We start from the raw sequence: 26,228 nt of genomic DNA, 5'->3' as shown, positions 1-26,228 counted from the left end.
GGCATCAGGCTCGTCCCATTGCACGCGAGGAATAGCAGCCATGACAGGCATCGTGTCGTCCATCCCAATTCCGGCTCGAACTGCGCGGAGAGAGGCCGCCGGCACCGCCGCCTCGCCCCGGGTCTGGGTTGCGGTGGTCGGCTCCACCCTCGGCGCGTTTATGGCTGTGCTGAACATTCAGATCGTCAACGCCTCGCTGGCCGACATTCAAGGCGCCATCGGAGCCGGCATCGACGATGGCGGCTGGATCTCGACAGCTTATCTCATAGCCGAGATCGTCGTCATCCCGCTGACGGGATGGCTGTCCCAGGTCTTCTCGCTGCGCAAATACCTCATCACCAACGCACTGCTATTCCTCGTCTTTTCAGTGGCTTGTGCGTTCGCCGCCAGCCTCGGGCAGATGATTGTCTTGAGAGCTATCCAGGGGTTCACTGGCGGCGTGCTCATCCCGATGGCCTTCACCCTCGTCATCACGCTGCTGCCCAAGGCCAAGCAGCCGATAGGACTGGCTCTGTTTGCAATGTCGGCAACCTTCGCGCCAGCGATAGGCCCGACAATCGGCGGCTATCTCACCGAGAACTGGGGCTGGCAGTACATCTTCTACGTCAACCTGGTGCCAGGCGCGCTGATGGTCGGCATGCTGTGGTTCTCGCTCGACCGCCAGCCAATGCAGCTCGCCTTGCTCAGCAAGGGCGACTGGCCCGGCATCGGTACCATGGCCGTCGGGCTCGCGGCGCTGCAGACGGTGCTCGAGGAAGGCAACCAGGACGACTGGTTCGGCTCGCCTTTCATCTTGCGGCTGGCGATCGTCGCGGCCGTGTCGCTCTCGCTATTTGTCTGGATCGAACTCACCTCGATCCACCCGCTGCTCAACCTGAAACTGCTCGGGCGTCGCAATTTCGGCTTCGGCGTCCTAGCTAATTTCCTGCTAGGAACAGCTCTCTACGGATCGGTCTTCATCCTGCCGGTCTATCTCGCGCGCATTCAAGGTTACAATGCCGAGCAGATCGGCATGGTACTGGCATGGACCGGCCTGCCGCAGCTCCTGTTGATCCCGCTGGTTCCGCGCCTGATGCAGCGCTTTGACGTGCGCCTTGTGATCGCGACCGGCTTTGCACTGTTTGCCGCCTCGAACTTCATGAACGTGGACATGACCGCCAGCTATGCCAGCGACCAATTGTTCTGGCCGAACATCGTGCGCGCCATCGGCCAGGCGCTGGTTTTCGCGCCGCTCTCGGCGATTGCCACAGCAGGCATCGAGAAGGAGCACGCCGGCTCAGCATCGGCCTTGTTCAACATGACCCGCAACCTGGGTGGCGCCGTCGGCATCGCGCTGCTGCAGACCTTCCTCACCAAGCGCGAGCAGTACCATTCGAATGTGCTGGTGCAGTCGGTCTCATTGTTTGAAGAGGCAACGCGTTCCCGCATCGACAGGCTCACTGCCTACTTCCTGTCGCATGGTGTCAGCGACCACGCGCTCGCCGCGCACAAAGCGGTGGTCGCGATTGCATTGAGAGTCCGGCAGCAGGCCTTCATCATGGCCTTCAGCGACACCTTTTTCCTGCTTGGGATTGGTTTGGTGATCGCGCTCGCGGCCACTCTGCTTCTGAAGAAGCCCGGCCATATCGAAGGCGGCGGCGCGCACTGAGCGACGTGGCCAGCGCGATCAGTCGGGCTGGAGACGACCAACAGGGCAACCTCTGGCAGTGTCCTTAGTTTGGTAGCTTGGCGCCTGCTTGAAATCGCAGGCCGGGTGCGCGATTGTCCGGGCTTGGGAGCGATAGGTTATCAATGGACATGGATCTCAGTCGGCACGAAAGGCAAAGCCTTTCAGTACGGCAGAGGACGAGAACGGCAACATAGGCATCCTTTCGATCCAGACAACCGAGGGCATCTTAGAATTGGCCATCGACCTTACGACCGCTGAAGCCATCACAAATGCCGTCGAGGAAATCAGATCTAAGCTGGCCTCGCAGACCCAAAAAGAAAGCCCGGCTTAAACCGGGCTGTGGAGGCAACTTGGGAACACCGAACTTGGGAGGATCGCGTCCCTTCGGTGCGCCAATTTGCGTCACCATCAGACGGCTGCATGAAGCCATTATGGCGCGCGCCAGGGGAGGCGCTCGCTTGCAGCGGATCAAGCTCCTCACCTACGCCACCGTCGATCGCTTTTGCCGTGCTGGCTCCCATACTTTCCGCTAAGCAATAGGCGGTTTCGCCTAGTGCGCAAAGACTCTCGAAACGTGATATCGGCCGGCATAGCTAGGCCACCTGCAGCGCTACGATCTTCGGCGTCCGGATGTTTTTGGCAGCCCAGTCGAGGGCGAAGTCCGCGACCTCCTCCCAGCCGGGCTGTAGACAGGTCCAGTGTGAACGGTTGGGATAGATTTTCAGCTCGGTATGCGACGGCGCCTGCTTCTGCTTCTCGAACATGGCTTTGGTCATCTTGGCCTCGGCAATGAGGTCAACGCCGCCGCCAATGAGCAACAGAGGTGCGCGATTGGGGTTGTCCCAGCGGATCTTCCCTGCGGCCGAGACCAGACCGTCCCAGTAGATCTTCCCCGGTGTGGGGACGATGTAGCGGTCGTACAAGGTATTGACCTGCCCCGCCGGCACGGTCTGTGCGAAGCGCGTGCTGAAGAATTTCCGCGGCATGGTCATGACGCGTCGCCAGCTTCCCCAGGAAAAGAATACAGGGAAGGTCGACTTGATGGTTTGCCACCCGACCAGCACGCCGGAAGTCGGCGCCGGGTCGATGGCGACGCCGGCGACGCCGAGCCCGCGGTCAAGCAGATGCTGCGTGACGGTGCCCCCGAACGAGTGCCCGATCAGGATTGGCGGCTCGGGCAATGCGCGGATGAGCTCGTCGTAGTGATTGATGAGCTCGTTGATGCCGATCTGGGCGAGGGCGGGGTTCGGGGACGCACGCAGGTCGGTCGGAGATCGGTCGTCGAGCGGCCAAGCTGGGGCGACGACAGTGTAGCCCCTGGCTTCGTAACGGGCCTTGAAGCCTTCCCAACAATGGGCGTTCAGCCAGGCGCCGTGGATCAGCATGATGGTTCTGGACATTGGTCTCTCCGTCGTTCTGCTTGGCACGATATGCCGTGTTCCTCATTGCTCGATCGAACACGCGCCGATCAGAGCGATGCGGATAACTATGTTGAGGGGGGCGCGCGCAGTCGACTGCATCAAGGCCGTTGGTGGCTAATACCTCGGAACAGGATGCCCCACCCGCTGGTGTGCCACCGACAGGGGAGAGTCACTGCCGCCGTTAGCTGGACGCCTGATGTTTGCGCGGGGGCACCCACTCTCGCGAAGGGGCTGCCATAGACCTTCGCATGGCATGACCGACGCTTCCGTTCGATGGTCGGGTAGGCTGCTGCGGGGCAATCTCCTTAGCAGACGCCGGATGGCCGTCCATGGAGGCATGTGCCAATCCACGGCGCCAACGGCGGAGGTGGCCGATACGGCCGTGGGTAAGGCGATCAGAAGGAGATGAACATGGACACAAACACGAGCATGGACAACATTTCACACGCCGGCCGATCGGGTCCTGACGAGCTGGTTCCGTCGCGCTACGCACTCAAGGTCGGCGAGATCGACGTGTTGATTGTCAGCGATGGGATACTGCCAATTCCATCCCCGACTATCGCATACAACGTCGACCCGGACGTCCGGTCAGCCTGGCTGGAGGACGAGTTCCTGTCGCCGGAGATGCTCGAGTGGCCGCTGAACGTGGTCGTGGTGCGCAGCAGCGGCCAGACTATTCTGGTCGATGCTGGGCTAGGGGCTGACCCGGACTTGCATTTGCCGCGGGCCGGGCAGTTGCTTCATCGACTGGAGGCCGCCGGCATCGATCTCGCATCGGTGACTGATGTGGTGCTGACTCACATGCACATGGACCACATTGGCGGGCTGCTCATCGACGGAGTGAAGGAGCAGCTGCGTCCGGACCTGCGGATTCACGTGGCAGCCGCCGAGGTCAAGTTTTGGGAGGCCCCCGATTTCTCTCGCGTCTCCATGCCACAGGGGTTCCCGGACGCGCTTCGGCGTGCTGCCAAGCGATTCGTGCAGGACTACCGCAGCCAGCTACGCACGTTCGAGGACGAGCACGAGGTGGCGCCGGGCGTAGTCGTTCGCCGCACCGGCGGCCACACCCCCGGGCACAGCGTGGTCCGCCTGGCGTCCGGCGGCGAGCGGCTGACTTTCGCCGGGGACCTCGTATTCCAGGTCGGGTTCGACCATCCCGACTGGCACAATGGCTTCGAACACGACCCCGAGGAAGCGACCCGCGTCCGCGTCAGTCTCATGCGGGAGCTCGCGGCGAACCGCGAGCCGTTGGTGGCCACTCACTTGCCGTTCCCGTCTCTCTGCCATGTGGCGGTGGACGGCGAGGCCTTTCGTTGCGTGCCGGCAGTCTGGGACTACTGAACGCTCGCTTGGCTAGGAGCGAACCAGCCTTGATGACGTTGCTGACGAGAAACATAGCGCCATGATCGTCTGTTCGTGCAATGTGTTGACTGATCAGGATGTCCGCTCCGCCGTCAAGGCGGGGCGGCCGCACTCTACCGGCCAGGTCTATGGCCGTCTCGGCTGCAGCCCCAAATGCGGCCGCTGCGCGCTCATCATCCGCCGCATCAACCGAGTGCTTTTGATCAGAATTAGCGAGGTTAGAGCACCAGGAACCTGGCACGCCGGCACGACGTCTCGGTACCTGACTGCGATGTTTGCGCTGATTGCCGGGCCGCTAGTCTTCGGGATCGCCCTTCGGTTGGGTGGTCAGGCACAGGCGCCGGTCACAGCGCGGCTTTCCGTGGGCTATGTAGACCCATACCGAAGCATAGGTTGGGCATCGAAACCTCTCTGCTCGATCGCACCTTGGCGTAGTAGCGCGGCCGATTCTAATTCTGCTATGTAGGTCTCGACGGCTCGTCACACGTTGGTGGGGCATGTGCGGGGTTACCTGTCACTCAATCGGTTCCCAGCGGCAGGCATGAAGCGCAGGTCATTGGTTGACGTGTGGCGGACGCCCGGTTGATAATATACAGTCTAAACGCAGCCAGTTTCGTGTCCAGCAGATCTCCCTGAGGCGAGGAGCATGGGCGTGCTAGATTCAGCACCCGGAGGATTTTCAGGAAGCGAAGGCAGCCCTGTGGCGATTCTCGTCGACGACGACACAGAGGTCCGCGACTCCCTCGCGGAGTTGCTTAATTCGGTCGGCATCGAGTCCATATCGTTCTCTTCGACACAGGAAGTGCTGGATGCAGAGCTTCCCGGCCGCCCGGCCTGCCTGGTTCTCGATGTGCGTATGCCGGGTCTGAGCGGCCTCGATCTTCAGCATCTCCTCCTGACAAAGGGCATACAGACGCCGGTTGTATTCCTGACAGGCCACGGCGACATCGCCATGAGTGTGCAGGCGATGAAAGCGGGAGCGGTCGACTTCCTGACCAAACCCGTACGTGACCAGACCTTCCTCGACGCAATATCGGCAGCCGTCGCTGCTGATGTTGCCCGCAGAGCAGCGGCGACCGTATCACGCAAGACCATGGCGCTTTACGAGACGCTTACGCCCCGCGAACGTGAGGTGCTTAGGTTTGTCGTCTCCGGGGCGATGAACAAGCAGATCGCTTTCGATCTTGGCATCAGCGAAATCACTGTGAAGCTCCATCGGAGCAACATGATGAAGAAGATGAATGCCAGGTCCCTCACGCATCTCTTGAATGCCTGGCAGTCCTTGCCGGCTGAGATGCGCTGAACTTCACTCGAGATGCGGCTCGCTCAAGGGAAGACCTATGCGCAGTGAGGCGCAGTGGTTGGCGGGAGCTTGGTTGATGCCGAAACCGGCGCGGAGCCGGCTTCGAGAGGGTCTGAAATGGAACTGACGTCAATGACACAACGCCGCGCCGTGGCTGCGGCGATCGGCGTTGCGACAGTCTTACTTTCATTATTTGCCGGTGAGCCTTCCGGCCTGCTGGTTGCAATTGCAGTTGTGTGCATATGCGTGGGATGGAGGATGGGATTGGTGGCAGTTGCCGCAGGCAGTCTGCTTTCTGCGGCGGTCCTGCCGGCATATGGGGCCGAGAATGGCGCGCTCAAGTTGGTGGCGTTTGTTGTCGCCGCATTCGGCCTTTGGCTGGTGGTGAACATATTCAGAGGGATGAGTTTTTTTGAACAGGTCCACCAGGAAGCGGGACCTGATGTCGCCGATATTCCGGGCTTCCGCTGGTTCGCCAATCCGGACGGGCGCCTTCGGTTCCTCAACGCTCCAGCCCTCGAGTATGTTGGCGTCACTGCCGACGAAATGCGGGAGATCATGGATGCCGACGACTTTTCCTGGTGGCTGAGATTTGTCCATCCCGACGATGTCGAGACGAGCATGGCGCAATGGCGCCGTAGCTTAGAGACGGGCGAGCCGATGATCGAAGAGCAGCGCTTGCGCCGGTTCGATGGCACCTATCGTTGGTTTCGCGACACCGGTGTTGCCGCGCGCGATGAGCGTGGGCGAATTATCGGTTGGCATGGCCATACCGAGGACATCGACGACCGGCGCAAGGCGGAAGCCGCGCTGCGCCAGAGCGAGAGGGAACTCAGGCTTTTGGTCGATACGGTTCCAACCATGATTTGGCTCATGACGCCGGCGGGATTGCCGTACTATTTCAACAAACGGTTCGTCGATTGGGCGGGTATCGACTCGACCAAGATAGAACCGCGTGGCACGCGCCAATTCGCCACGCATGTGGAGTTGTTCCATCCAGATGACCGCGCGGCCGTCAAGGCCGTGTTCCAGAAGTCCTTTGCCCGCGGAGAGCCCCTCCAGCACAAAGGTAGGCTCTGCCGGAAGGATGGCGAATATCGCTGGATCGATTCACGCTTCGAACCACTGCGCGACGAGGACGGCACTATTCTTCGATGGTACGGCGTCAACTTCGACATCGACGACGAGGTCCGCGCTCAGGAGTCCCTTCGTCTGGCGGACGAACGGCTCGCACGCGCTCTGCGTGCCGCCAGCCTCTCAGAACTGTCGGTGTCCATAGCGCACGAGCTCAACCAGCCACTGCAGGCGGTCGTGTCCAATGCCGGCGCGTTCCAGAGATGGCTGGACGCTGATCCGCCAAACTTCGATCACGCCAGCCGGGTCGCCCAAAAAATCATCAAAAACGCTGACGCGGCGGCGCAGGTGATCAGCCGCATCCGGGCGCTGTTCAGCAAGGCCGAGGGCGAACCGCACGCGATCGATCTGAACGCCGTGATCCGCGAGGTGTGTGATCTGCTGGGTGACAGACTCGCATCGAGCAGGGTCAAGCTGGACCTTCTCCTCGATCCCAACCTGCCTGAGGTGGCTGCCGATCGCGTTCAAATGGAACAGGTGGTCCTCAACCTTATCCGCAACGCCATCGAAGCGATGCAGGATGTAGCCACTAACGCGCGAAGCCTCCGGATCGAGTCGCGGCGTCAGAATGACGGTACAGTGCAGGTCGAAGTGCGAGATCGCGGCCGCGGCCTCAGCAATCCGGACTTGATTTTCGAGGCGTTCTACACAACTAAGCCCGATGGAATGGGAATGGGCCTGGCAATCTGCCGATCGATCGTCGAGGCACACTGCGGACGGCTTTGGGCCGAAAATGTCGAGACGGGAGGGGCATCGATAACGTTCAGTCTCCCCATCAGCGCTGCCAACTCGGCCAAGACACCCAACGCTGCGACCGTAAGCGCCGGAGCGGGCGCTTTCAGAGGCTGATCCGAGAATCGGCTATCGACTGCGCGATCTCGATAAGCGTGTTGACCAAGATGTACAAGATTCCGAAGACCATAGCGACGCCGAGCACTGCCGGGAGATCGGCGCTGGCAAAGGCCTGAACCGTGTAAAGACCCAGGCCAGGCCATCCGAAGACACGCTCGACAATCAGCAAATTGCCGAAGAGAAGGCGGACCTGCAGGCCCAGCATGGACAGCGGGGCCGTGGCAGCATTGCGCAAACCGTGGTGCAACAGCACCTTTGTCTCGCTGAGACCCTTGCCGCGCGCTGTGCGAACGTACGCCTGACTCATAACGTCGTGAAGCGCACCGTTCAGGCTTCGCCCAACTGCGACGCCGATAGGCAAGGCCAGTGCAAGCGCCGGCAAGATCAAATGCAGCAGCGCATCGGCGCTGACTTCAGGGCGGCCGGTCAGTATTCCATCAATAACGTTGAATCCCGTAGGGCCAGCGAAGTCGCGGTAGCCAAGCCGCCCCGCTCCCGGAAGCCAATCCAGTCTGAACCAGAAAAAGTAGGCGAGAAGTAAGGCCGATAGAAAGATCGGCGTGGAGCCCACCCCCACCATAGCGAGCCTTATGCCGGCCGACCTCGGAATCAGAAACTGAAGTGCCGCCATGACGCCGGCGAGCGCCACTCCCAAACCGATAGACGCCAGTCCGAGTTCAAGCGTGGCGGGAAGATATTGCCGTATGTCGTCAGACACCGGCCGCCGGGTTCTTACCGACGTGCCCAGATCCCCATGCACCAGGCGCAATAGAAAGCGCCCGTACTGAACGACTGCCGGGTCGTCCAGTCCGAGCTGTTTGCGCATCGCTTCGACCGTTTCTGGCGGAGCGCTCGGACCGGCAATGGCCCGGGCCGGATCGGCGGGGATGATGCTTTGGAGACCGAAAACGATGAAGCTCATCACAAGGAGAACGACGACGGCGCCGACGATGCTTTTGGTGAGATACGCCAGCATCTAGGTCCCCCTTAGCGCGGCGCGAATGCCGTCGCCCGCAAGGTTGGCGAGGAGGCAGAGGAGAAAGATGATCGCGGCCGGCAGGATCGGCAGCCACCAATAGACGGTGAGACTGTCGAGGGTGCGTGACGTCATAGCTCCGAGTTCAGGCGCCGGAGACGGCAATCCAAGGCCAAGGAAGGACATCAGCGACAACGTCATGATTATGTTGGCGACATCCAACGACGCCCCGATGACCAATGCCGGGATCACGCCCGGTAACAAATATCGCAACAGCAGGCGCGGACCGCGTACCCCCGCCATACGCGCTGCCTCGACATGAGGACGGGCCTTGAGGCGACGAATTTCATCACGGGATATGCGCGCGTACCAGGGCCACCAGAAGATAGCGAGGGCGATCATCGTGTTGACGAGCCCGGGGCCAAGCGCGGCCACGACAGCGAGCGCGATGAGCGTTGCGGGAAGGACCAAGAAAAGGTCGACGATCCGCTCGATGACCAGATCGACCTTGTCGCCCATCAGGCCCGAAATCAGTCCGAGCAGGGAGCCCAAAGCGAGGCTGAAGCCAATAACAGCAAGCCCTGGCAGCCAGGTATATCGAACGCCGAGGATCACCCGCGAGAACAGGTCGCGGCCTATCTCGTCCGTGCCGAACCAATGTTCGACCGAAGGCGGCAGGTAGGCTCCGGCGACGCGCAGTTGTGGATCGAACGGCGTGATCCAGGGCGCCAGCACGGCCACAAATGTGACGACGGGCAGGCCAACAATGCCGAAGCTTTCAAGCCAACCGGCACGCCGGAAGAAATCGAGCCAGTTGAACCGAGGTCGCGCAGGCAGTGTGTCCTGGCTCGGCCGACCGGTCATCGTGCGCCTCCCGCCTGCAGGCTCGGCATCGCCGCGATGAGGGAGAGTGTATAGGCGGACTGTGGTGCCGCAATGATGGCATCTGGATCGGCAATTTCGACCAACTCGCCGTCCTTCAGCACTGCGACACGGTCGGCGACGATCCTGGCGGCCGCCAGATCGTGGGTCACGAACAGCATCGCCATGCCGAGCCGCCGCCGGAGATCGCTAAGAAGGTTCAATGTGGTGGCCGCCAGCGACACGTCCATGGCGCTGATCGGCTCATCGCAGAGCAGAAGCCTTGGGGGTACGATAACCGCGCGAGCCAAAACGGCGCGCTGGCACTGCCCGACCGACAACTCGCCCGGCAGCGCGTCCATCAGGACCGGATCGAGTCCGACCAACTTTATTGCCTCACCGACGCGCCGGCGGCCGTAGTCACTGTCCAGCGAAATGGTCCTCATGCGCTCGCCGATCTGCTCGCCGATCGTGAGCCATGGCGTCAGCGCCGCCACCGGGTCTTGGAACACGACTTGCGGAGAATGCTTGTCGGAGCGCATAACAGTGCCGCTGTCCGGTGCGACGAGCCCGGCAGCAATCCTTAGAAGAGTAGATTTGCCCGCGCCACTCTCGCCCACCAGCGCCACGCACTCGCCAAGCTTGATCGAGAGGTTGACCGACCTGAGCGCGGCGCGCGGTTGACGACGTCCCCAAAACGATCGAGGGCCTGTCGGAAATGTTTTTCCGATATTGGACAACCTCAAGGCCGCGGTTTGCTGGATCGCCTGGGCCGGCCATGGTTCAGCGTCAGCACGTTGAGCTGAGAGCGATGGGGTTTGGTCCTGGTAAAGGCAGGCGACCGCGCCATCGTGGACGGAAGCAAGCGCCAGCGGTGGGCGGATCGCCGTGCAATCTGGCTGGGCGATCGGGCATCGTGTCGCGTAGGCGCAGGCGTTCTCTGTATTTATGGAGGGCGTGCGCTCGGAGGGAAGCGTGGGAAGCGGGCGTCGTCGATCAGAGTCCAGATCGTATCGAGCAGCGAGCAGGCCGGCGGAATAGGGGTGCGCGGCATTGCGGGCCACGTCGTGTATGCGGCCCATTTCAACGATGCGTCCGGCGTAGAGAACCAGGACGCGATCCGCCAGAGAGGCCGCCACAGCCAGATCGTGCGTGATGAACAGAATTGCAGTCTGCTGCTCGTGGGCCAGATCGCGCAACAGGTCGAGGATCTGCGCCTGCATGGTGACATCGAGCGCGGTGGTCGGTTCATCGGCGATGAGCACCTTTGGTCTTGCCATCATTGCCATGGCGATCAGCACGCGTTGACGCTGCCCTCCCGACAGGCGGTGCGGAAGCGCATCGGCGATACGGTCCGGGTCAGGCACGCCGGTTCTGCTGAGCCAGTCTTCGATCGATCCCTCGGCCCCACCATTGGATTCTCGCATCTGGCGGCGGATCGTCATCGTGGGGTTGAGTGCGCCCATCGGATCTTGCGAGATGGCACGGACGAGTTGGCGGCGGGCCAACTGCCAGGTGCGCCTTCCCGCGCCGACAAGCTCGATCCCAGAAAGCCGGATCGAGCCCGCAACCTGCGGCCGGTATTCGCGCGGCAGGAGCCCCTGAAGGGTGAGCCCGATGCTTGTCTTGCCAGAACCGCTTTCCCCGACAAGCGCGATGATCTCGCCGGGAAACATGTCGAAGCTGATGCCATCGAGGACGCGGGAAGGACGGCCTTCGCGGCTGAGGAAGACCGACAGGTCCTTGACGGCGAGAACGGACTCGGTCACAGGTTCGGATATTTGGTGCGAAAGCTTGATCATTTGCGGTGCGAGCCTGACCTGCTTCCGGCACGAACCGGACGTCCGGAGTTCAGTGTCCCCAGCGAACCGTGCTGAAGTCGATGTTGCCGGGTGGGTACACGGGACGGAGGCCAAGGTCCCTTAGACCCTTCACGTGGACAACCACATCGTTGACGTCGACTAGCGGGATCACGACGCCGGCATCGAAATATATCTGCCCCGCTCGCTCGTAGAGAGCGTTGCGTTCTTTGACGTCGGTCAATTTCCCGGCTTGATCCACGATGGCATCGGCTTCCGGCACGACCCGGCCAAAAAAGTTAAGGGGACCGCCTTTGGTGAAGAACACCTTGGCCTGGCTCTCAGGATGTGCGGCATCCGGGCCCGCGATCGTGAGCAGCAAATCGGGAGGATTTGGGTCGTCTTTCAAGGCGTAAGCAGCGCCGGAAGGCAGCACGTAAGCCGTTGCCTTTACCCCGATCGACGCCAGTTGCGCTATCATCAGGTCGGCGATGCGGCTGTAGCTCGGGGCGGCGCTATGGAGGCCAATGACCAAATTGACCGCCCCGTGTTTGGCTATCGCGGCTTTCGCTGCCTCGAAATCGGTCGGAAACCGGATCGAATTCACTGGGGTGAGCATCACGTTCGGATAGACCGACTTTGACACGCTTGCGAACTCACCAAAGGCGTCTTTGATCCACAGCGCCGGGTTGATCGCAGTCAAAACGGCCTTGCGGACCTCGGCGTCTTCGAGCGGCGAGTTTGGCTTCACAAAGAGATCATACGGTATCATGCTTGGGGCCGCGGTGATCTCCAGACCCCCTGGCAGGCTGGTGAGTTGCGCGAACGGATAGTTGAGCGGCACGGCATCGATCGCACCCGCTTGCAATTGAAGTATCTGTTGGCTGATATCGGGCACGACCGAAATCTGGATCTGCCGGAAGAACGGTTTGTCACCCCAGTAGTCGTCGTTGCGCTCGAGCACATAGCGCTGACCACGTTTGAATTCAGCCAGTTTGAATGGACCAGTACCGACCGCATGCTCATTGAGCCAGGTCTTCGCAAAGTCGCCGTTGTCATGCTCGGCGAGCGCTACCGGACTGATAATCTTGGGCCCCCAGGGACTGGAGAGGGCATCGAGGAGCGAAGGCTGAGGATGGCCCAGCGCGAGCATGACCGTTGAATCGTCCGGCGCCCTCATGTCCTTTACGTTGGCCAGGGAGTAGCTCAGGCTCAGCCCACGATCGCGTCGCCTTTCGAACGACTTTATGACTGCTGCCGCGTTGAATGGCGTGCCGTCGTGGAACTTGGCGCCTTGGACCAGGTGGAATGTGTAAGTCAGCCCGTCGTCCGAGATGTCCCAACTCCGGGCAAGCCGACCGACGATCCTGGTAGAACCCGGCTGGTATTCGACAAGGCCTTCGTAGACGTTGTTGATGGCGCTCATCGCGCCGGTCTCAAACCCGTTGTCCGGATCGAATGTGCCGATATCGGCCACATACGGAATGCGTAATACGTCCTGAGCGAACGCTGGCGCCACCCAAAGCAGCAAACCGAGCGCGAGTCCCAACATACGGAGGCCAAGGCTGACCCTGAAAGATTGTTTGGCCGGGCGAGAATAGGACGTCTGCATCAATTGTCCCCGTTGGCCTGGTCTTTTGGCGAGGGACTGCGGCAAGCCATATGCACTCAAATCCTTAGCCGAAGAGGGCGTCTCATGCCCTTGTTCAACTCAGCTCCGCCGATGCCATCGAGGCTTTCCTTCGTGGCTCTACAGCGACGCTACCAGCCAGCATGCACTACCTGGTTGCACCATACGACAGCCCATAGTTAGCAGTCTATGAGACTCGGGCAGAGGGTACCCTATTCTTAGGCATAGATTGTTGAAACGCGATCGCAGCTGGGCAAAGTTCTTGCGAACCGAGTGAGGTCATTGAAAGCACTCGGCCGATATCCGACCGGGCGGCATCGCGGTGAGGATATATCCACCGTGTCGTTTAAGGTAGTCTTCACACACTTAGGGATCAGTCCAAGGCTTGATTTTATCAGGATCGCCATTCACTTGGCCCATCCTGCCGAGACCATGGCATCGCTTCACAGATACTCTCGCAGAATTGGTTCGCGGGAGGAGTCGACGCATTCTGTCCCCAAAGTCGCAAACCTCATGGAGGAGCCAATGTATCTCACGGGAATGCTGTCGCGCCGCATATCCCTTGCCGTGCCAGCTTTCGCAGCCTGGACCGCCATCGGGACGTCACTGGTCAAGTGGCGGCATCTGCGGTTCGCAAATTCAACACACCCCGCTACAGGCCCGAGTTCTACTACATGCGGGGCCTGGGACCAGCCTGCGCGCGTCGCGCCGGCAAGGTTGGGGCGAGGCCAAGTCCGGCCCGCAGGCCGCCAACACCGGCGCGATACAGCTTGGTACGGATTCCTTGGAGGCAGCCAATGAACTGCATCCATTGCGACTCTACTTTTCACCGGCCACCATACCATTATTACTTCTGCTCGCCGATGTGCTGGGACGTCGCCAAGAGAGACACAGCTTGGAGGATACTGTCGGATGGTCTTGGCCCGTCCACGTCGCCTGTTAAGTCCACTCCTTTTTCACGCTATCCTCGACTCAGCTGGTCGGGCGATCGCACATGACGCCTCGACCGGGTCGAAGCGCCATGACCTTTGTTGCAGGCGGTGCGGAGGTGCAGTCGCCAAAGGCCTTTGACTATGCGCTGCGCGCCCGACTGCTTTGAGCTCAACAACGTGTCCAGAATGGCGAGGCCCCGTTCGACCGGCACCTCTCGCATCAGGGTCCGCCAGGCAAGCTACAGTCTCCAGCCGCCGCGCCTGCCAACGAGGCGCAAAAAGAGGTTCTGCTGTAAGTCCCGTGTAGCCGGCCAGCGCCGATGGGCCTTGATGAATGACTTTGCCGCAGGCTGCCACGCCTGAAGAGATACGCCAGATGCCGCTGCTTTTGACCTGGTTCTTCAGTGGCCGGTGAATAGGCTGCTTCGAATCCAGACTGTCGCTCCGCAATCGCCCGCGGCTGGATCGGGGCCCCCGCAGCAAGACGGAGATGACAATCGCGACACGCACCCGGTCGACTGCAGCGCGCTGTTCTCATGAGACGAATGGGCATTCCCCATGCCCGGCACTTGGGTGCCATCTCCGCGACCAACTGCCCTAGCCCTTTGCATCGCCCAACAGATGCCTGCGTAGAATAGTCTAGTGCATCGGGCTGCTTCATTCTTCTCCAACCTGCCTCGAATTCAGTAATTCGAAATGGTCAGGCCAACTAAGAACTCAAAGGAGAAGAAGATGCAAAGTGAAGTACCAAGCAAGGGGTTGGAATGGACCAACCTCATTATGGGCGCCTGCCTGGCCTGCGCTGCCTTCATGTTCGCAGGGCTACCCCTCGCGGCTTGGAGCGCGGGGATCGTCGGCACTCTGATCGTACGCTGCTCTGCTGTGGCGCTCTATCGCTACGGAGCTTGGACCGAATGGTCCAATCTCACCTTAGGGAGCTGGGCAGTGGTTGCTCCATTCCTGCTCGGATTCGGGTCGGCGCAGGGACCAATGTGGACGCACGTTGTAATCGGGCTTTGCGTTGCGACGATCGCTGTCATGCAGCTTGCGGCAAGTCGCAAGTCCCCAGGTGCCCTCAAGCACTGACTCCGAAGCCCACAGATGTATGGTCCAAAGGGACCATCGGGGACGGACTTGCGGAGTTGCTGCCGCGGCCGTCCCCGGAAACGGTCTGGCGGAATATGATGGACTCGAAGCCACCCGTCGTGGCCGCAGGGCCTCCCATGTTAATTGCGGAGCTGCGCGTCGACCGATTGCTGCAAAGGAGTCCTGCTACCGAGGTGTTGGAAATCCTACACGATCGGACTATGCTACCTCGCCCTGCACCTTATGGCTCCTCTTAGGTGAGCATGCGATTCCGTTCGTCTCGCCCCATGGTTCCATGAGGTGCGGTCGGGGTATGGTGGGACTACGGTGGGGGCGTGAGTTCGCCAGCCCAGATCCAGACACCAGGGACAAGTGCCATACTCAGCACTGACGGTATCTGTGCTGGAGGGAGCAGCAAATGATGCACATCTGGTCGCATCGCCCCCAATTGGTGCACTTGGGGCTTTTTTTCGCTGCATATGTCCTGGGTTGCGGATTTGCTCAGTTGCTCGCGATCGTACCTGGAACCGGTATCTCCATTTGGCCCCCGAGCGGACTTTTCATTGCCACGCTTGTCCTCGCCTCCAGGCCCAGCTGGCCTTGGTGGGTAACGGCGGGATGTCTGGCCGAACTGTTCAGCAATTTTTTATGGTTCCACAGTCCCCTGGCTGCAGCCATCCTGATCTACACCGGCAACGCTCTTGAAGCGGTGGTCGGCGCATGGCTCGTGCACCTGACCTGCAGGCGGCCGGTCCGGCTAGAAACCTTGCAGGAAGTTCTCGCATTCGTGGCATTGGCCGCCGGAATCGCGCCAGTCGTGAGCGCGACGGTCGGAAGCGCCACCCTTGCGTGGTTTGGTATGCAATCGCAAACCTTCACGGCGGCCTGGCCGCTATTCTGGATCGGCGACGCCACAGGGGTCCTGATCGTGGCGCCAATGGCGCTGGTCGTGTTCCAGAACTGGCGCGACGTGACTCAGCTCTCAGGCGCGCGTTATATGGAAGTCTGCGTCTTGGGGTTGATATTTCTCGGCGTCGCAACTCTTTCCCTCAGCGGTTATCTGCCGTTCGCCTACATAATCATGCCGCCCCTTCTTTGGGCCGCGGTGCGCTTCGAGTTCAAAGGCGCCGCGGTCGCCTTGGTCCTCCTCGCGCTGATTACGGCGGTGTTCACGATATCCGGCGCCAGCCAATTTGCCGGCGATCCCGAATCGCTGAAGCAAAAGCACATCATGCTTCAGTTGTTTCTGGCCATTTCGGCATTCTCGGCGCTCATCGTTGCCGCCATATCCAGGCAGCACCAACTGGCGCTGAGCACCCTGCGCCAAAGCGAGCGCCAACTTCAGCGGATGATCGATGCACTTCCTGTTCGCGTGTGGAGCGCGACGTCAACGGGCCAGCCGTTGTACTTCAACAAGCGATACCAAGACCATTTCCGAGCTGTTATCCCGACCTTCGATCCTCACCAGCGTATCGAGACATTGGTGCAGGAATTGACTCATCCGGAGGACGCCCCCGAGGTCCAGCGGACGTTAGGGAACTGCTTCGCAACCGGCAACGCCACCACGATGCGGTTTCGTTGGCGCGAGAAGGACGGCGACTACCGGTGGGCGGAATGCCGGGTAGAACCACGGCGTGATGATGACGGTTCGGTTGCCGAATGGTACGGCGTTTCCCTCGACATCGACGAAGAGATGCGCGCGCAGGAGGCGTTGCGCGAGCGTGAACGGGAGCTGTCACTGCTGGTCGACATGGTCCCGGTTAACATTGGACGCATGGCGCCCGACGGCGAGCCGACCTTCTTCAGCAAGCGCACGCTGGAATCTATCGGCCTGGATGACGTTGCGGATTTGGATAGACCAGGGATGAGTCGCGTGGCAGCCATGATAGGGGCGACCGTTCACCCTGAGGATGGACCTCGCATGCGGGAAGTACTTGGCCACGCCCTCGCCACCGGCGAACGCTACACCATCAAGTATCGCCGACGCCGCGCAGACGGCGTGTATCGCTGGATGGAGGGCCGCGCAGAACCGCTTCGGAATCAAACGGGAACGATCGTGCAATGGTATGTGGCTGCCATTGACATCGACGATGAGGTGCGCGCGCAGGAGGCATTGCGCGACCGGGAGCGGGAGCTCGCGCAACTCGTGGATATGGTTCCAAGCATGCTTTGGCGGCTGAGTTCGGAGGGCGAGCCGACCTTCTTCAACAAGCGCCTGATGAATTTTCTTGGGCTGGACATAGCAAATGCAGGCAAGCCTGGCATGAGCCGTCTGGCGGCTGTCATAGAGACGGCTGTCCATCCCGATGATGCTGCAGGCCTGGCGGAAGCGCTCAACCATTGCTTCGCCACTGGCGAGCGCTTCTTCAGGAAGTATCGCCTGCGGCGTGCGGATGGCGCCTACCGCTGGGTGGAGGGTAGTGCGGAGCCGCTGCGAGATGAGGGCGGACGCATCCTCGAGTGGTACGGGCTTACGCATGACGTCCACGATCAACTGCTTGTCGAGGAGGCGCTTCGCCGGAGCGAGCGACAGCTGCAGCAGCTCATTGACACCGTGCCAGTGCAGATGTGGTGCGTCTCGCCGAGCGGGGAGCCAGCCTACATCAACAAAACCATGGTGGATTATATCGGTCTGAAGCTGGAAGATTTTGATGCCGAGGGCGGATTGCCAAGTGCAATTGAAACGATCGTCCATCCGGATGACAAGGCCGCGTTGCTGGGCGCCTTGACCCATTCCTTCAGCACGGGCGAACGGTTCGAGCTGAAGTTTCGCAACCGCCGATGGGATGGCTCATACCGATGGACGGAGGGGCACGCGGATCCACTTCGCGACGAGAGTGGTCGCATTATCCGGTGGTACGGCGCCAACGTTGATATCCATGATCATGTGACATCTCAGGAGGCATTGCTCGAGAGAGAACGCTTCCTCTGGCAGCTCGTCGAAACGCTGCCGGCGATGATTGATTGCGCCGCGCCGGATGGCGAACCGGTTTATCGCAGTCAGCAGCTCCGCGAGTTTCTCGGATACGATCTTGAAGAATTGGACGGTACAGGAAAGACTCGGTTGGCTGGCACGCTCGACGCCGGCGTTCATCCCGATGATGTGGCGGGGGTCAAGGAGAGGTACGCCCATTCGCTAGCCACTGGCGAGCCTTATGCGCGGAGGCATCGTCTGCGGCGTTTCGACGGCGAATATCGCTGGGTCGAGACGCGCGCCGCGCCGATGCGCAACGCCGAAGGCGCCATCGTGCAGTGGAACGTGATCTGCCTGGACATCGACAGCGAGGTTCGGGTGCAGGAACAACTGCGCCTTGCCCAGGAGAACCTTGCGCGTCAGACCCAAGCGGCCAGCCTGGCCGAGCTCTCCGCGTCGATCGCGCACGAGGTGAACCAGCCCTTGGCGGCCGTTATGGCAAACTCGCATGCATGCCAGCGTTGGCTCACGGCCGACCCCCCGAATATCGAGCGCGCGCAAAAAACGGTGGAGCGCGTCATCCGGAACGCCAACGCAGCGGCGGATGTCGTCAGCCACATCCGCGCCTTGTTCAAACAATCCGTAATAACTCAGAGGACCGACACAGCGCTGTCCAGCGTCATTGCCGAGGCGCTGGATCTCATGGCGGAAGAGGCGGGGCGGCATCGTGTCCGCATCAATACGGACATCGAACGCGATCTTCCGCTTCTCCTGCTCGATCGCGTTCAGATCCAGCAGGTCCTGGTCAATCTCATGCGCAACGGTATGGATGCGATGGACTCTGTTGCGGGCGGCAGAGTTCTTGGGGTCCGCGTGCGCCGACTGGGCGATGTGGTCCAGACGGAGATCAGCGATCGCGGGCAAGGCGTCGAGTTTCCAGAGAGAATATTCGAGCCGTTCTTCACCACGAAAGGGCACGGGATGGGCATGGGGCTGGCGATCTGCCGTTCGATTGTCGAGTCCCATGGCGGCCGGCTGTGGGTGGAGACCAACGAACCGCACGGAACGACGTTCCCCTTCACGTTGCCGGTTGCAGCGGAAGCGGCGCCATGACGACGGAAGACCATATTGTCTACATCGTCGATGACGATGAACGCATTCGTGAGGCGCTCAGCGAACTCCTGGCGTCACACAACATGCACGCCATCGCGTTCGCATCAGCCGGCGACTATGTCGGCGTAGCCAAGCCGGACGTGCCGGCCTGCCTCATCTTGGATATCGAGTTGCCGGATATCAATGGCCTGGACCTCCAGAGGCAGATCGCCGAAGGGGATCATCCGCCGATCGTTTTCATCACAGGGGATGGCGACATCCCGTCATCCGTGCGCGCGATCAAGCACGGCGCCGTGGACTTCCTGAGCAAGCCCTTCAGTGACGAGGATCTCATCGCCGCAATCCACGCGGTAATTGCGCAGGATCGGGCAAGTAGATCTGCGCGCGCCGAGCTTGGCGTGCTGAGGCAACGCTATCTCGACCTGACGCCGCGCGAACGCGAGGTGCTGCCGCTCGTGGTGAGCGGCCTGCTGAACAAGCAAGCCGCCGCCGAACTAGGGATCAGCGAGGTCACGCTGGAAATCCATAGAAGGAACGTCATGCAGAAAATGGTGGCGGCGTCGCTCGCCGATCTCGTGCGTATCGCGGAGCGATTGGAAATACCGATTACCCACTCGCGCCGGGCGCGAAGGAACTTAGCGTGAGCAAGGTCAGGCCTGTTGTGGCGGTTGTCGACGACGATTCACGACTGATCGAGTCGCAGGCGGAGCTTCTGGAGTCCGCTGGCTACGTGGCCCGCAGCTTCTCATCGGCGCGACAGTTGCTCATCAGCGGGCTATCGGGCCTGGACGCGCTCATCACCGACGTCGGAATGCTTGGCATGAACGGCTTTGAACTTCGTGACCTGGTGAGAAGGGCGCGTCCGGAGTTGCCGGTATTCCTAATCACAGGCCGCCACGAGATAGCCGATCAGGATCGCGCGCAGGGCGTCAGCGGATTTTTCCGCAAGCCCTTCGATGCTCAAGCCCTGCTGACGGCGGTCGGCGACGCCTTGCGCATTCAAAAAATGGAGGATGACCATGACAGGTGAGCAGCCACTCCCGCGGAGATCGGCACCGCAATCACAGCAGCGAGAAGCGGAGCAGCCGGTTGTCATCATTGTCGACGACGATGCCTCTGTTCGCGAGGCGCTGTCCGAGTTGATCCTGTCGGCGGGCTTCCAGTCGATCTGCTTTGCCTCGACCCGCGAATTCCTCGACGCCGATGTATTGGATACGCCTGGATGCTTGGTCCTCGACGTGCGCATGCCGGGAGCGAGCGGTCTCGACCTGCAGCATCGTCTGGCAAAAAGCGGCAACCCCAAGCCGATCATCTTCCTGACCGGGCATGGCGATATTCCGATGACTGTCCAGGCTATGAAGGCCGGCGCAGTCGACTTTCTGACAAAGCCAGCTCGCGACCAAACCCTACTTGACGCGGTGGTTGCGGGGATTGCCATGGACGCAACTCGACGGGCGGCTGCAGTGGTCGTCAAGCATAATGTCGAGCGGTTTGAGACCCTGACGCCACGCGAACGTCAAGTCCTGCGCGAAGTCGCGCAGGGGCGAGTCAACAAGCAGATCGCGTTCGACCTCGGCATCAGCGAGATCACCGTCAAGCTCCACCGCGGCAATGTGATGCGCAAGATGGAGGTCGCGTCAATCGGCGAGCTGATCCGGGCATGGGAAACATTGCCGGCAACGATGCGCGATGCAGGCGCGGCCACGTCTTCGGCTTGATCCCACGGTCGTCCGTGGAATGCCTAAGCTCGCGGAGAGAAACTCGTCATCTGCGCGGGGCTGGAAGCCCATTCGTCGGGCGGGGCGAACCAAAGGCGGCCGCACCGGGCTTGGAGGGCTTATTCCTCAAAGGGCGCGTTCGCCACGGCATCGACGGAAGAGGGCGCCCGGTATCCCGGCACGAAGCGTTTGCCAAAGTCCCGGGCGAAGTTGTCGTAGGTGGTTTCCGGGTGCGTCTGGGCGATATGACAGATGCACCGCGTCATGCGCCGCTTCATCTCGAGCCGCGGGAATTCACCTACGATCCGGGCGATTTCTGCCGCAGGGATGGTCTCGTACTTGAGTCCGACAACATCCAGGCAGATGCCGGCAGTACAAAGGGCTACCTCCGCCTCCTTGTAGAGGCCGATCGATGGGGTCGAGTTGAGAGCCACGCTGTCCCAGATGAGCTGTGCCCGGCGCTCGTCGACACCGCCTTGTCGCGAGAAGGTCCTGGCCAGATCCGCACCTTCGACTTCGAAACGGCGCGGACCATCAAAACGCTCGTTGAGCGTGATGTCATGCAACAAGGTCCCGACCGCGACGACTTCGGCGTCGTGGCCGATGTTGCTGAGCTGTCCAAGCCGTGCCGCAAACAACCAGGAGCGGACGACGTGATTGAACAAATAGGCCTCGCACTCTCTCCGCGCATATTCGAGAGCCTGCTGCACGAGCGGGGAATCGGGTACCGAGATCCCTGCAAGTATCTGGCTGGTGGTTCGGTTCATCTCGAATTCTCCACATCGCATTCTTGACTGGTTTCGCCGGCCAGGTCGTCGCCGGTTTCAAGCGGCGGCGCGCATGCGATCCGCCGGATGCTGGAGGCGAAAGCCGATTGCCAGCCTGTTCCAGACGTTGATCGTAGCGACGCCGATCGATAGTGCGACGAGTTCATCTTCCGAGAAGGCCTTCCGGGCTTCCTCGTAAACAGCGTTGGGCGCATGGGTTTCTGAGATCCGGGTGAGGGCTTCCGCCCAAGCGAGAGCGGCCCGTTCGCGTTCCGTGTAGAGGGCAGACTCGCGCCAAGCGTCGAGCAGCAGCAGCCGGTCGTCGGTCTCGCCAAGCTTGATGGCGTCTTGCCGGTGCATATGCAGGCAATGCGCGCAGCCGTTAATTTGCGACACCCGCAACTTGACGAGTTCGAGCAGCTTTGGGTCGAAGCTGTTGGCAAGCCAGCTCTCGATGGCGACGAGACCCTCGATGCCCCCGTTCTTGCGGGCCAGGAAATTCAGACGCTTGGTCATGTGAGACTCCATGATGTCGATTGAAGGTTCATTTTCTCGCGGGGCTCGGCGTTGTTTCGTTGCCCCCGACGGCTGACAAACGCGGTTAGCGATAGCCGACACCGGCTACGTAGTCGGAAAGTATCTGCTCTTGGATCTCCTCCCGCTCGAACAGAACTTTCATCGCGTCGCGTATGTCGAGAATACCGATAGGCCTGGCGCCTATGTCGACCACGGGCATGTTCTGGAGGTTAGTGGCAGCCATTGTCTGCCACACCTCATGCAGATCATCCTCCGGCGTGCACGAAACGATTTGTCTGCTCATAAGGGCTGAAACTGGCGGCACTGACGACGGCGAACCGACGAGATGGCGGACGAGGTCAGATTTGCTCAGCACGCCTTCGGCGCCGCCGTTGCCATTGCAGACCACGACAAGGCCGACGCCGGGCCTGGAAAGCGAGAGGGCGGCCGCTTGCACAGTGGCGTTGACGTCGATCACGGCAAGGCGTGGCGAAGTCAAGGCATGCAGTTTGTCGACAAGCATTGCAGCCATCCTCCATGTTCAAACCGATCCGTGCGATGTTCGGCCTCAGTCGTCGTTGTATGTGGTCAGCTCGGTTTCACTGGTATCGACGACGAACACAGCCAGAAGCTTGGCGGGTTCGGTCGTACTGGCATTTTCGCTGACACCGTGAACGTCGCCCGGGAACTCGGAAAAGCTCTCGCCGGCGCGATATGTCGTTACCGGCCCGCCATTGACCTGGCTGCGGATACTGCCCTCGAGAACCGTCGCAAAGATGAACGCGGACTTGGGATGCGTATGACCCGCGGAGGTGCCGCCCGGTTCGTACTCGACGAGCACGGCGCGCATGCTCTTGCCCGGCACATTGGGCAGCGGGTGGTCGTAAATCAGCGTGGCCTTGTCGCCATGGGAATCATGGGCGAGTGCAGAGCCCATTGCGAGACTGGTTGCGATTGCAGCGGTGCAGAGGATCGTCTTGATCATTGTCTTGGCTCCGGTTTGGGGGTGGATGGGGATCGCCGGCCGGGGAGGGGCGACCGGCGATCGGGCTCTCGCGGGGGGAAGCGGCGCGAGCCTATGACTTGATGAAGGCTAGCAGGTCGGGGTTCACCACATCGGCATGGGTGGTGCACATGCCGTGTGGGAATTTCTCGTAGACCTTGAGCGTTGCCTTTTTCAGAAGCTTCGATGACAGCAATGCCGAGTCGGTGATCGGAACGATCTGGTCATCGTCACCATGCATGACGAGCGTCGGCACGTTGATGGCCTTCAGATCCTCGGTGAAATCGGTCTCCGAAAAGGCCTTGATTCCTTGATACTGTGCCTTGGCGCTGCCCATCATCGCCTGCCGCCACCAGTTCTGGATCACGGCTGGGATTGGCTTAACATCGGGCCGGTTGAACCCGTAAAAGGGACCACCGGCGAAATCCGAATAGAACTGCGCACGACTGTCGGCGAGCGATTTACGCAACCCGTCGAAAACCTCGATTGGCAAGCCGCCTGGGTTGGCAGGCGTCTTCAGCATTATCGGCGGCACGGCGCCGATAAGCACGAGCTTTGCAACGCGGCCTTGGCGCTGACCATGCTGCGCTACATAGTGAGCGGCTTCGCCGCCGCCGGTGGAGTGGCCGACATGAACGGCATTTTTCAAGTCGAGGTGCTCGAATACCGCGGCGGCATCTTCGGCGTAGTGATCCATGTCGTGACCTTCGCTGACCTGGGCCGAGCGGCCATGGCCGCGCCGGTCATGGGCGATGACCCGGTAGCCCTTGCCGAGAAAAAAGAGCATCTGCGTATCCCAATCATCGCCGCTCAATGGCCAGCCATGGTGGAAAACGATCGGTTGGGCGTCTTTGGGACCCCAATCCTTGTAGTAGATTTCGGTGCCATCCTTGGTGGTGATCATGCTCATGGTCGTTGATCCTTTGCTTGAATTGGAAGAGAGAAGTTTCTTCCCCCGCTCAGCCTTCGCGAGCGCTGCGCTGGGCAGACCGGCTGCAACGGCGGCGGCCATCGCGCCCTGCAGGACATCGCGCCGCGTCGTTTCGGCAGGGGTGGGGAAATTGTTGCTCATCACGTGCTCCTTCGCGTTTGGGCGCTGGGGCCTCGCCAATCCAGGACGAGGTCGGATCGTGGCGGGTGCGGATCAGTGGCGCTGGAGCGAAGCGTGGGGGAGCCACTGCTCGAAACGGATGGCGCCGATGCGTGCGTTGCCGGCAGGAACCAGCGACCCGTCTTCCAGCTCCGTACCGAAGTAGAGTGCGCGAGGATCGGCAATCACCTGGCGCGGATCGTTCGTCGCTTTCAGGAACCGCGCGACAAACTCATTGAAACGCACCCGCTCAGGCCCGGCGATGTCGATCGTGCCGTTGACCGGAGGCGCAAGCGCAACATCCGCCATGACATCGGCGACGTCATCGGAAGCGATAGGCTGAAAGGAGACTGCCGGCAGATGGACGGCATCGCCGACCATCGACGACTGGGCGATGCCGCCCAGAAACTCGAAGAACTGCGTCGAATGAACGATGGTGTAGGGGATGCCGGAGCTCTTGATCAGTTTTTCCTGGGCCACCTTGGCGCGCAGATAGCCGCTCTTTGGCAGCCGTTCGGTACCGACGACCGAAAGCGCAATGTGGTGTTTCACGCCAGCAGCTTTTTCTGCTGCAAGCAGGTTTCGGCCGGAGGTCTCGAAAAACTCCAGAACGGCCTTGTCTTCGAATGAAGGCGAATTCGCCAGGTCGATTACAATTTGTGCTCCTGCCAGCGCCTCTGTCAGGCCCTCGCCGGTAATCGTATTGACGCCCGAATTCGGCGACGCTGCCAGCACGTCATGGCCCTTCTTGCGCAGCCTCTCGACCGTCTTCGACCCGATCAGTCCGGTGCCGCCGATAACCACGATTTTCATGTCGAAACTCCTCGTTCGCGTTCCATGGATTGAGTTGGCGATTGGCCTTTCTTCGCTGTAGACAATGCGACGGAGCTGCCGGCCAAACTATCGAACGGAAGCATCTGTCGTTCGATGCGAAGGTCTAGGAGCGATGAGCCCAAAGACCGGGAGTCCTATGTGGCGATAGGAGGAGGGCTAGATGCGTGTGGATTGGTTGACCGGGCTCTCGGGTAAGTGGTCGACCCTCCCGCACATAAGAAAACGCATCCCGGCAAGCTTGCGACAAGGCCACCCTGGTCCGCTGGACATGCCGCCCTGATCCTCGATCCAATCGACCGCGCGTACCCCTCGCACTTAGCGTTTGGCAGGACCAGATCAGCTACGCACTCAGGGGCCGCAGGGGACGCCAATTGTCACGCGCAGAAGCAAGACCAGGCACGGCAGGCGACAACGACTTTCGTCGGGATGCCGACAGCGCATCCAACGCGCGTCGCACGGAGCAGCCGACCGCCGGCATCGTTCATGATCTGGGCAATCTCATCCAGGTCGCGTCATCCGCGCTGAATCGCGTCGCGCGAGACCCAGGCGTCTCAACGGCTCCGGACCTTGAGCCCGTGATCGCAAGTGCCAGAACGGCGCTGCAGCGCGCTGGCGCGCTCGTCCGCGATACAATGGCAAGAGCCTTGGAGGCTCCAAAAGAAATCGAACACACGGATTTGAGGAGCTGCCTGGCTGAGGTTGAAACTCTCATCCGAAGCGCATGGGAACTGCAGATCCGGCTCGAGGTCCGTATCGAATCCGATTTACCTCTTGCGATATGTGGCCGTTTGGGCCTGCAGAACGCGGTCCTGAATCTCGTGTTCAATGCGCGCGACGCGATGCCCGACGGCGGCTCGATCTCGATAGACGCCGCATTGGCGGATAATGGCCATGGCGCCCTTGTCGAGCTCCGCGTCGCTGACACCGGTATCGGCATGACCCAGGAAACCATAGCCCGCGCCTTCGATCCTTTCTTCACCACGAAGTGCCAGGGCCTGGGCGGTATCGGCTTGCCGATGGTGAAGCATTTCGCCGAGCAGCACGATGGCAGTGTCGAAATCGACAGCGCGCTCGGGTCAGGCACAACCGTGATCTTGCGACTGCCTGCGGGCGGAGCGCGGGCCGACATCAGGCCATAGCGGCAACCAAATAGCTGAGAATCCTCACACGAAGCCTGCGATCACCAAGGTCGGTCCGTAGAAGGGTTCACGTCCAGGACGGGGAACTCCACCAGTCCATCACTGCACT

22 protein-coding genes are annotated in these 26,228 nt (G+C 61.0%); 11 read left to right on the top strand and 11 right to left on the bottom strand.

Annotated features, from left to right (window positions below; genetic code table 11):
- Window positions 1–40: 40 nt before the first annotated feature.
- Window positions 41–1,648, top strand: a complete 1,608-nt coding sequence (locus AC1DZU_RS31120; protein WP_477290676.1) for an MDR family MFS transporter — start codon at window positions 41–43, stop codon at window positions 1,646–1,648.
- Between the two features lie 614 nt (window positions 1,649–2,262).
- On the opposite strand, the gene AC1DZU_RS31115 is transcribed toward AC1DZU_RS31120, so the two are convergent.
- Window positions 2,263–3,069 carry an alpha/beta hydrolase gene (locus AC1DZU_RS31115; RefSeq protein ID WP_477290674.1) on the bottom strand — a complete coding sequence of 269 codons (807 nt, stop codon included), beginning with the start codon at window positions 3,067–3,069 and terminating at the stop codon, window positions 2,263–2,265.
- 432 nt (window positions 3,070–3,501) lie between these two features.
- Here AC1DZU_RS31115 and AC1DZU_RS31110 point away from each other — a divergent pair, with 432 nt between their 5' ends.
- From AC1DZU_RS31110 to AC1DZU_RS31095, 4 genes are all read left to right on the top strand, one after another.
- A complete protein-coding gene (locus AC1DZU_RS31110; RefSeq protein WP_477290672.1) occupies window positions 3,502–4,431 on the top strand; it encodes an MBL fold metallo-hydrolase in 930 nt (309 codons plus the stop codon).
- Between the two features lie 61 nt (window positions 4,432–4,492).
- Window positions 4,493–4,918: a (2Fe-2S)-binding protein gene (locus tag AC1DZU_RS31105; protein WP_477290670.1), complete on the top strand. Its 426-nt coding sequence runs from the start codon at window positions 4,493–4,495 to the stop codon at window positions 4,916–4,918.
- A 180-nt stretch (window positions 4,919–5,098) separates the two neighbouring features.
- On the top strand, window positions 5,099–5,755 hold the full coding sequence (locus AC1DZU_RS31100) for a response regulator transcription factor (protein WP_477290668.1): 657 nt from the start codon (window positions 5,099–5,101) through the stop codon (window positions 5,753–5,755).
- 117 nt (window positions 5,756–5,872) lie between these two features.
- Window positions 5,873–7,738 (top strand): PAS domain-containing sensor histidine kinase, encoded by a 1,866-nt coding sequence (locus AC1DZU_RS31095; RefSeq protein ID WP_477290666.1) that lies wholly within the window; start codon window positions 5,873–5,875, stop codon window positions 7,736–7,738.
- Here the strand turns inward: AC1DZU_RS31095 and AC1DZU_RS31090 are convergent.
- From AC1DZU_RS31090 to AC1DZU_RS31075, 4 genes are read right to left on the bottom strand one after another with little or no spacing between them, the layout of a single operon-like run.
- A complete protein-coding gene (locus AC1DZU_RS31090; protein WP_477290664.1) occupies window positions 7,728–8,717 on the bottom strand; it encodes an ABC transporter permease in 990 nt (329 codons plus the stop codon). The two genes, AC1DZU_RS31095 and AC1DZU_RS31090, sit on opposite strands and share 11 nt — an antisense overlap.
- A complete protein-coding gene (locus AC1DZU_RS31085) occupies window positions 8,718–9,581 on the bottom strand; it encodes an ABC transporter permease (RefSeq protein WP_477290662.1) in 864 nt (287 codons plus the stop codon).
- On the bottom strand, window positions 9,578–11,380 hold the full coding sequence (locus tag AC1DZU_RS31080) for an oligopeptide/dipeptide ABC transporter ATP-binding protein (protein WP_477290660.1): 1,803 nt from the start codon (window positions 11,378–11,380) through the stop codon (window positions 9,578–9,580). Before AC1DZU_RS31080 ends, AC1DZU_RS31085 begins: the two co-directional genes overlap by 4 nt.
- 49 nt (window positions 11,381–11,429) lie before the next feature.
- Complete coding sequence (locus AC1DZU_RS31075) at window positions 11,430–12,989, bottom strand: ABC transporter substrate-binding protein (RefSeq protein WP_477290658.1); 1,560 nt, start codon at window positions 12,987–12,989, stop codon at window positions 11,430–11,432.
- Window positions 12,990–14,635: 1,646 nt separating this feature from the next.
- Between AC1DZU_RS31075 and AC1DZU_RS31070 the strand changes: the two genes are divergently transcribed.
- The 5 genes from AC1DZU_RS31070 (at window position 14,636) to AC1DZU_RS31050 (ending at window position 20,770) form a co-directional block, all read left to right on the top strand.
- Window positions 14,636–15,025, top strand: coding sequence for an SPW repeat protein (locus AC1DZU_RS31070; RefSeq protein WP_477290656.1), 390 nt, complete (start codon window positions 14,636–14,638; stop codon window positions 15,023–15,025).
- A gap of 418 nt (window positions 15,026–15,443) precedes the next feature.
- Window positions 15,444–19,052 (top strand): PAS domain-containing protein, encoded by a 3,609-nt coding sequence (locus tag AC1DZU_RS31065; RefSeq protein ID WP_477290654.1) that lies wholly within the window; start codon window positions 15,444–15,446, stop codon window positions 19,050–19,052.
- Window positions 19,049–19,696 (top strand): response regulator transcription factor, encoded by a 648-nt coding sequence (locus AC1DZU_RS31060; protein WP_477290652.1) that lies wholly within the window; start codon window positions 19,049–19,051, stop codon window positions 19,694–19,696. The genes AC1DZU_RS31065 and AC1DZU_RS31060 overlap by 4 nt, the downstream gene beginning before the upstream one ends.
- On the top strand, window positions 19,693–20,082 hold the full coding sequence (locus tag AC1DZU_RS31055) for a response regulator (RefSeq protein ID WP_477290650.1): 390 nt from the start codon (window positions 19,693–19,695) through the stop codon (window positions 20,080–20,082). Before AC1DZU_RS31060 ends, AC1DZU_RS31055 begins: the two co-directional genes overlap by 4 nt.
- Entirely contained in the window at window positions 20,072–20,770 is a 699-nt protein-coding gene (locus AC1DZU_RS31050) for a response regulator transcription factor (protein ID WP_477290648.1), read from the top strand. Before AC1DZU_RS31055 ends, AC1DZU_RS31050 begins: the two co-directional genes overlap by 11 nt.
- A 119-nt stretch (window positions 20,771–20,889) precedes the next feature.
- Here AC1DZU_RS31050 and AC1DZU_RS31045 read toward each other — a convergent pair whose 3' ends face one another.
- The 6 genes from AC1DZU_RS31045 to AC1DZU_RS31020 form a co-directional block, all read right to left on the bottom strand.
- Window positions 20,890–21,537 carry an HD domain-containing protein gene (locus tag AC1DZU_RS31045; protein ID WP_477290646.1) on the bottom strand — a complete coding sequence of 216 codons (648 nt, stop codon included), beginning with the start codon at window positions 21,535–21,537 and terminating at the stop codon, window positions 20,890–20,892.
- Between the two features lie 57 nt (window positions 21,538–21,594).
- Window positions 21,595–22,053, bottom strand: a complete 459-nt coding sequence (locus AC1DZU_RS31040) for a carboxymuconolactone decarboxylase family protein (RefSeq protein ID WP_477290644.1) — start codon at window positions 22,051–22,053, stop codon at window positions 21,595–21,597.
- 85 nt (window positions 22,054–22,138) lie between these two features.
- A complete protein-coding gene (locus AC1DZU_RS31035; protein WP_477290642.1) occupies window positions 22,139–22,576 on the bottom strand; it encodes a CBS domain-containing protein in 438 nt (145 codons plus the stop codon).
- Window positions 22,577–22,621: 45 nt separating this feature from the next.
- Window positions 22,622–23,038, bottom strand: a complete 417-nt coding sequence (locus tag AC1DZU_RS31030) for a cupin domain-containing protein (protein ID WP_477290640.1) — start codon at window positions 23,036–23,038, stop codon at window positions 22,622–22,624.
- Between the two features lie 91 nt (window positions 23,039–23,129).
- Entirely contained in the window at window positions 23,130–23,966 is an 837-nt protein-coding gene (locus AC1DZU_RS31025; protein WP_477290705.1) for an alpha/beta fold hydrolase, read from the bottom strand.
- Between the two features lie 234 nt (window positions 23,967–24,200).
- Window positions 24,201–24,959: an SDR family oxidoreductase gene (locus AC1DZU_RS31020; protein WP_477290638.1), complete on the bottom strand. Its 759-nt coding sequence runs from the start codon at window positions 24,957–24,959 to the stop codon at window positions 24,201–24,203.
- Between the two features lie 392 nt (window positions 24,960–25,351).
- Between AC1DZU_RS31020 and AC1DZU_RS31015 the strand changes: the two genes are divergently transcribed.
- On the top strand, window positions 25,352–26,119 hold the full coding sequence (locus AC1DZU_RS31015; protein WP_477290635.1) for a sensor histidine kinase: 768 nt from the start codon (window positions 25,352–25,354) through the stop codon (window positions 26,117–26,119).
- Window positions 26,120–26,228 lie beyond the last annotated feature (109 nt).

This window comes from Mesorhizobium sp. P2_A12, assembly GCF_056405075.1.
Note: the sequence above shows the minus strand (reverse complement) of the source record. Positions and strands in the feature narration are given on the sequence as shown.

What these genes read in the sequence shown, in the direction of transcription:
- AC1DZU_RS31120 (WP_477290676.1), top strand. Translation starts at nt 41, where the DNA reads ATGACAGGCATCGTGTCGTCCATCCCAATTCCGGCTCGAACTGCGCGG.
- AC1DZU_RS31075 (WP_477290658.1), bottom strand. Translation starts at nt 12,989, where the DNA reads ATGCAGACGTCCTATTCTCGCCCGGCCAAACAATCTTTCAGGGTCAGC.
- AC1DZU_RS31110 (WP_477290672.1), top strand. Translation starts at nt 3,502, where the DNA reads ATGGACACAAACACGAGCATGGACAACATTTCACACGCCGGCCGATCG.
- AC1DZU_RS31085 (WP_477290662.1), bottom strand. Translation starts at nt 9,581, where the DNA reads ATGACCGGTCGGCCGAGCCAGGACACACTGCCTGCGCGACCTCGGTTC.
- AC1DZU_RS31095 (WP_477290666.1), top strand. Translation starts at nt 5,873, where the DNA reads ATGGAACTGACGTCAATGACACAACGCCGCGCCGTGGCTGCGGCGATC.
- AC1DZU_RS31065 (WP_477290654.1), top strand. Translation starts at nt 15,444, where the DNA reads ATGATGCACATCTGGTCGCATCGCCCCCAATTGGTGCACTTGGGGCTT.
- AC1DZU_RS31100 (WP_477290668.1), top strand. Translation starts at nt 5,099, where the DNA reads ATGGGCGTGCTAGATTCAGCACCCGGAGGATTTTCAGGAAGCGAAGGC.
- AC1DZU_RS31105 (WP_477290670.1), top strand. Translation starts at nt 4,493, where the DNA reads ATGATCGTCTGTTCGTGCAATGTGTTGACTGATCAGGATGTCCGCTCC.
- AC1DZU_RS31080 (WP_477290660.1), bottom strand. Translation starts at nt 11,380, where the DNA reads ATGATCAAGCTTTCGCACCAAATATCCGAACCTGTGACCGAGTCCGTT.
- AC1DZU_RS31060 (WP_477290652.1), top strand. Translation starts at nt 19,049, where the DNA reads ATGACGACGGAAGACCATATTGTCTACATCGTCGATGACGATGAACGC.
- AC1DZU_RS31090 (WP_477290664.1), bottom strand. Translation starts at nt 8,717, where the DNA reads ATGCTGGCGTATCTCACCAAAAGCATCGTCGGCGCCGTCGTCGTTCTC.
- AC1DZU_RS31025 (WP_477290705.1), bottom strand. Translation starts at nt 23,966, where the DNA reads ATGAGCATGATCACCACCAAGGATGGCACCGAAATCTACTACAAGGAT.
- AC1DZU_RS31030 (WP_477290640.1), bottom strand. Translation starts at nt 23,038, where the DNA reads ATGATCAAGACGATCCTCTGCACCGCTGCAATCGCAACCAGTCTCGCA.
- AC1DZU_RS31035 (WP_477290642.1), bottom strand. Translation starts at nt 22,576, where the DNA reads ATGCTTGTCGACAAACTGCATGCCTTGACTTCGCCACGCCTTGCCGTG.
- AC1DZU_RS31040 (WP_477290644.1), bottom strand. Translation starts at nt 22,053, where the DNA reads ATGACCAAGCGTCTGAATTTCCTGGCCCGCAAGAACGGGGGCATCGAG.
- AC1DZU_RS31115 (WP_477290674.1), bottom strand. Translation starts at nt 3,069, where the DNA reads ATGTCCAGAACCATCATGCTGATCCACGGCGCCTGGCTGAACGCCCAT.
- AC1DZU_RS31020 (WP_477290638.1), bottom strand. Translation starts at nt 24,959, where the DNA reads ATGAAAATCGTGGTTATCGGCGGCACCGGACTGATCGGGTCGAAGACG.
- AC1DZU_RS31050 (WP_477290648.1), top strand. Translation starts at nt 20,072, where the DNA reads ATGACAGGTGAGCAGCCACTCCCGCGGAGATCGGCACCGCAATCACAG.
- AC1DZU_RS31045 (WP_477290646.1), bottom strand. Translation starts at nt 21,537, where the DNA reads ATGAACCGAACCACCAGCCAGATACTTGCAGGGATCTCGGTACCCGAT.
- AC1DZU_RS31070 (WP_477290656.1), top strand. Translation starts at nt 14,636, where the DNA reads ATGGTCAGGCCAACTAAGAACTCAAAGGAGAAGAAGATGCAAAGTGAA.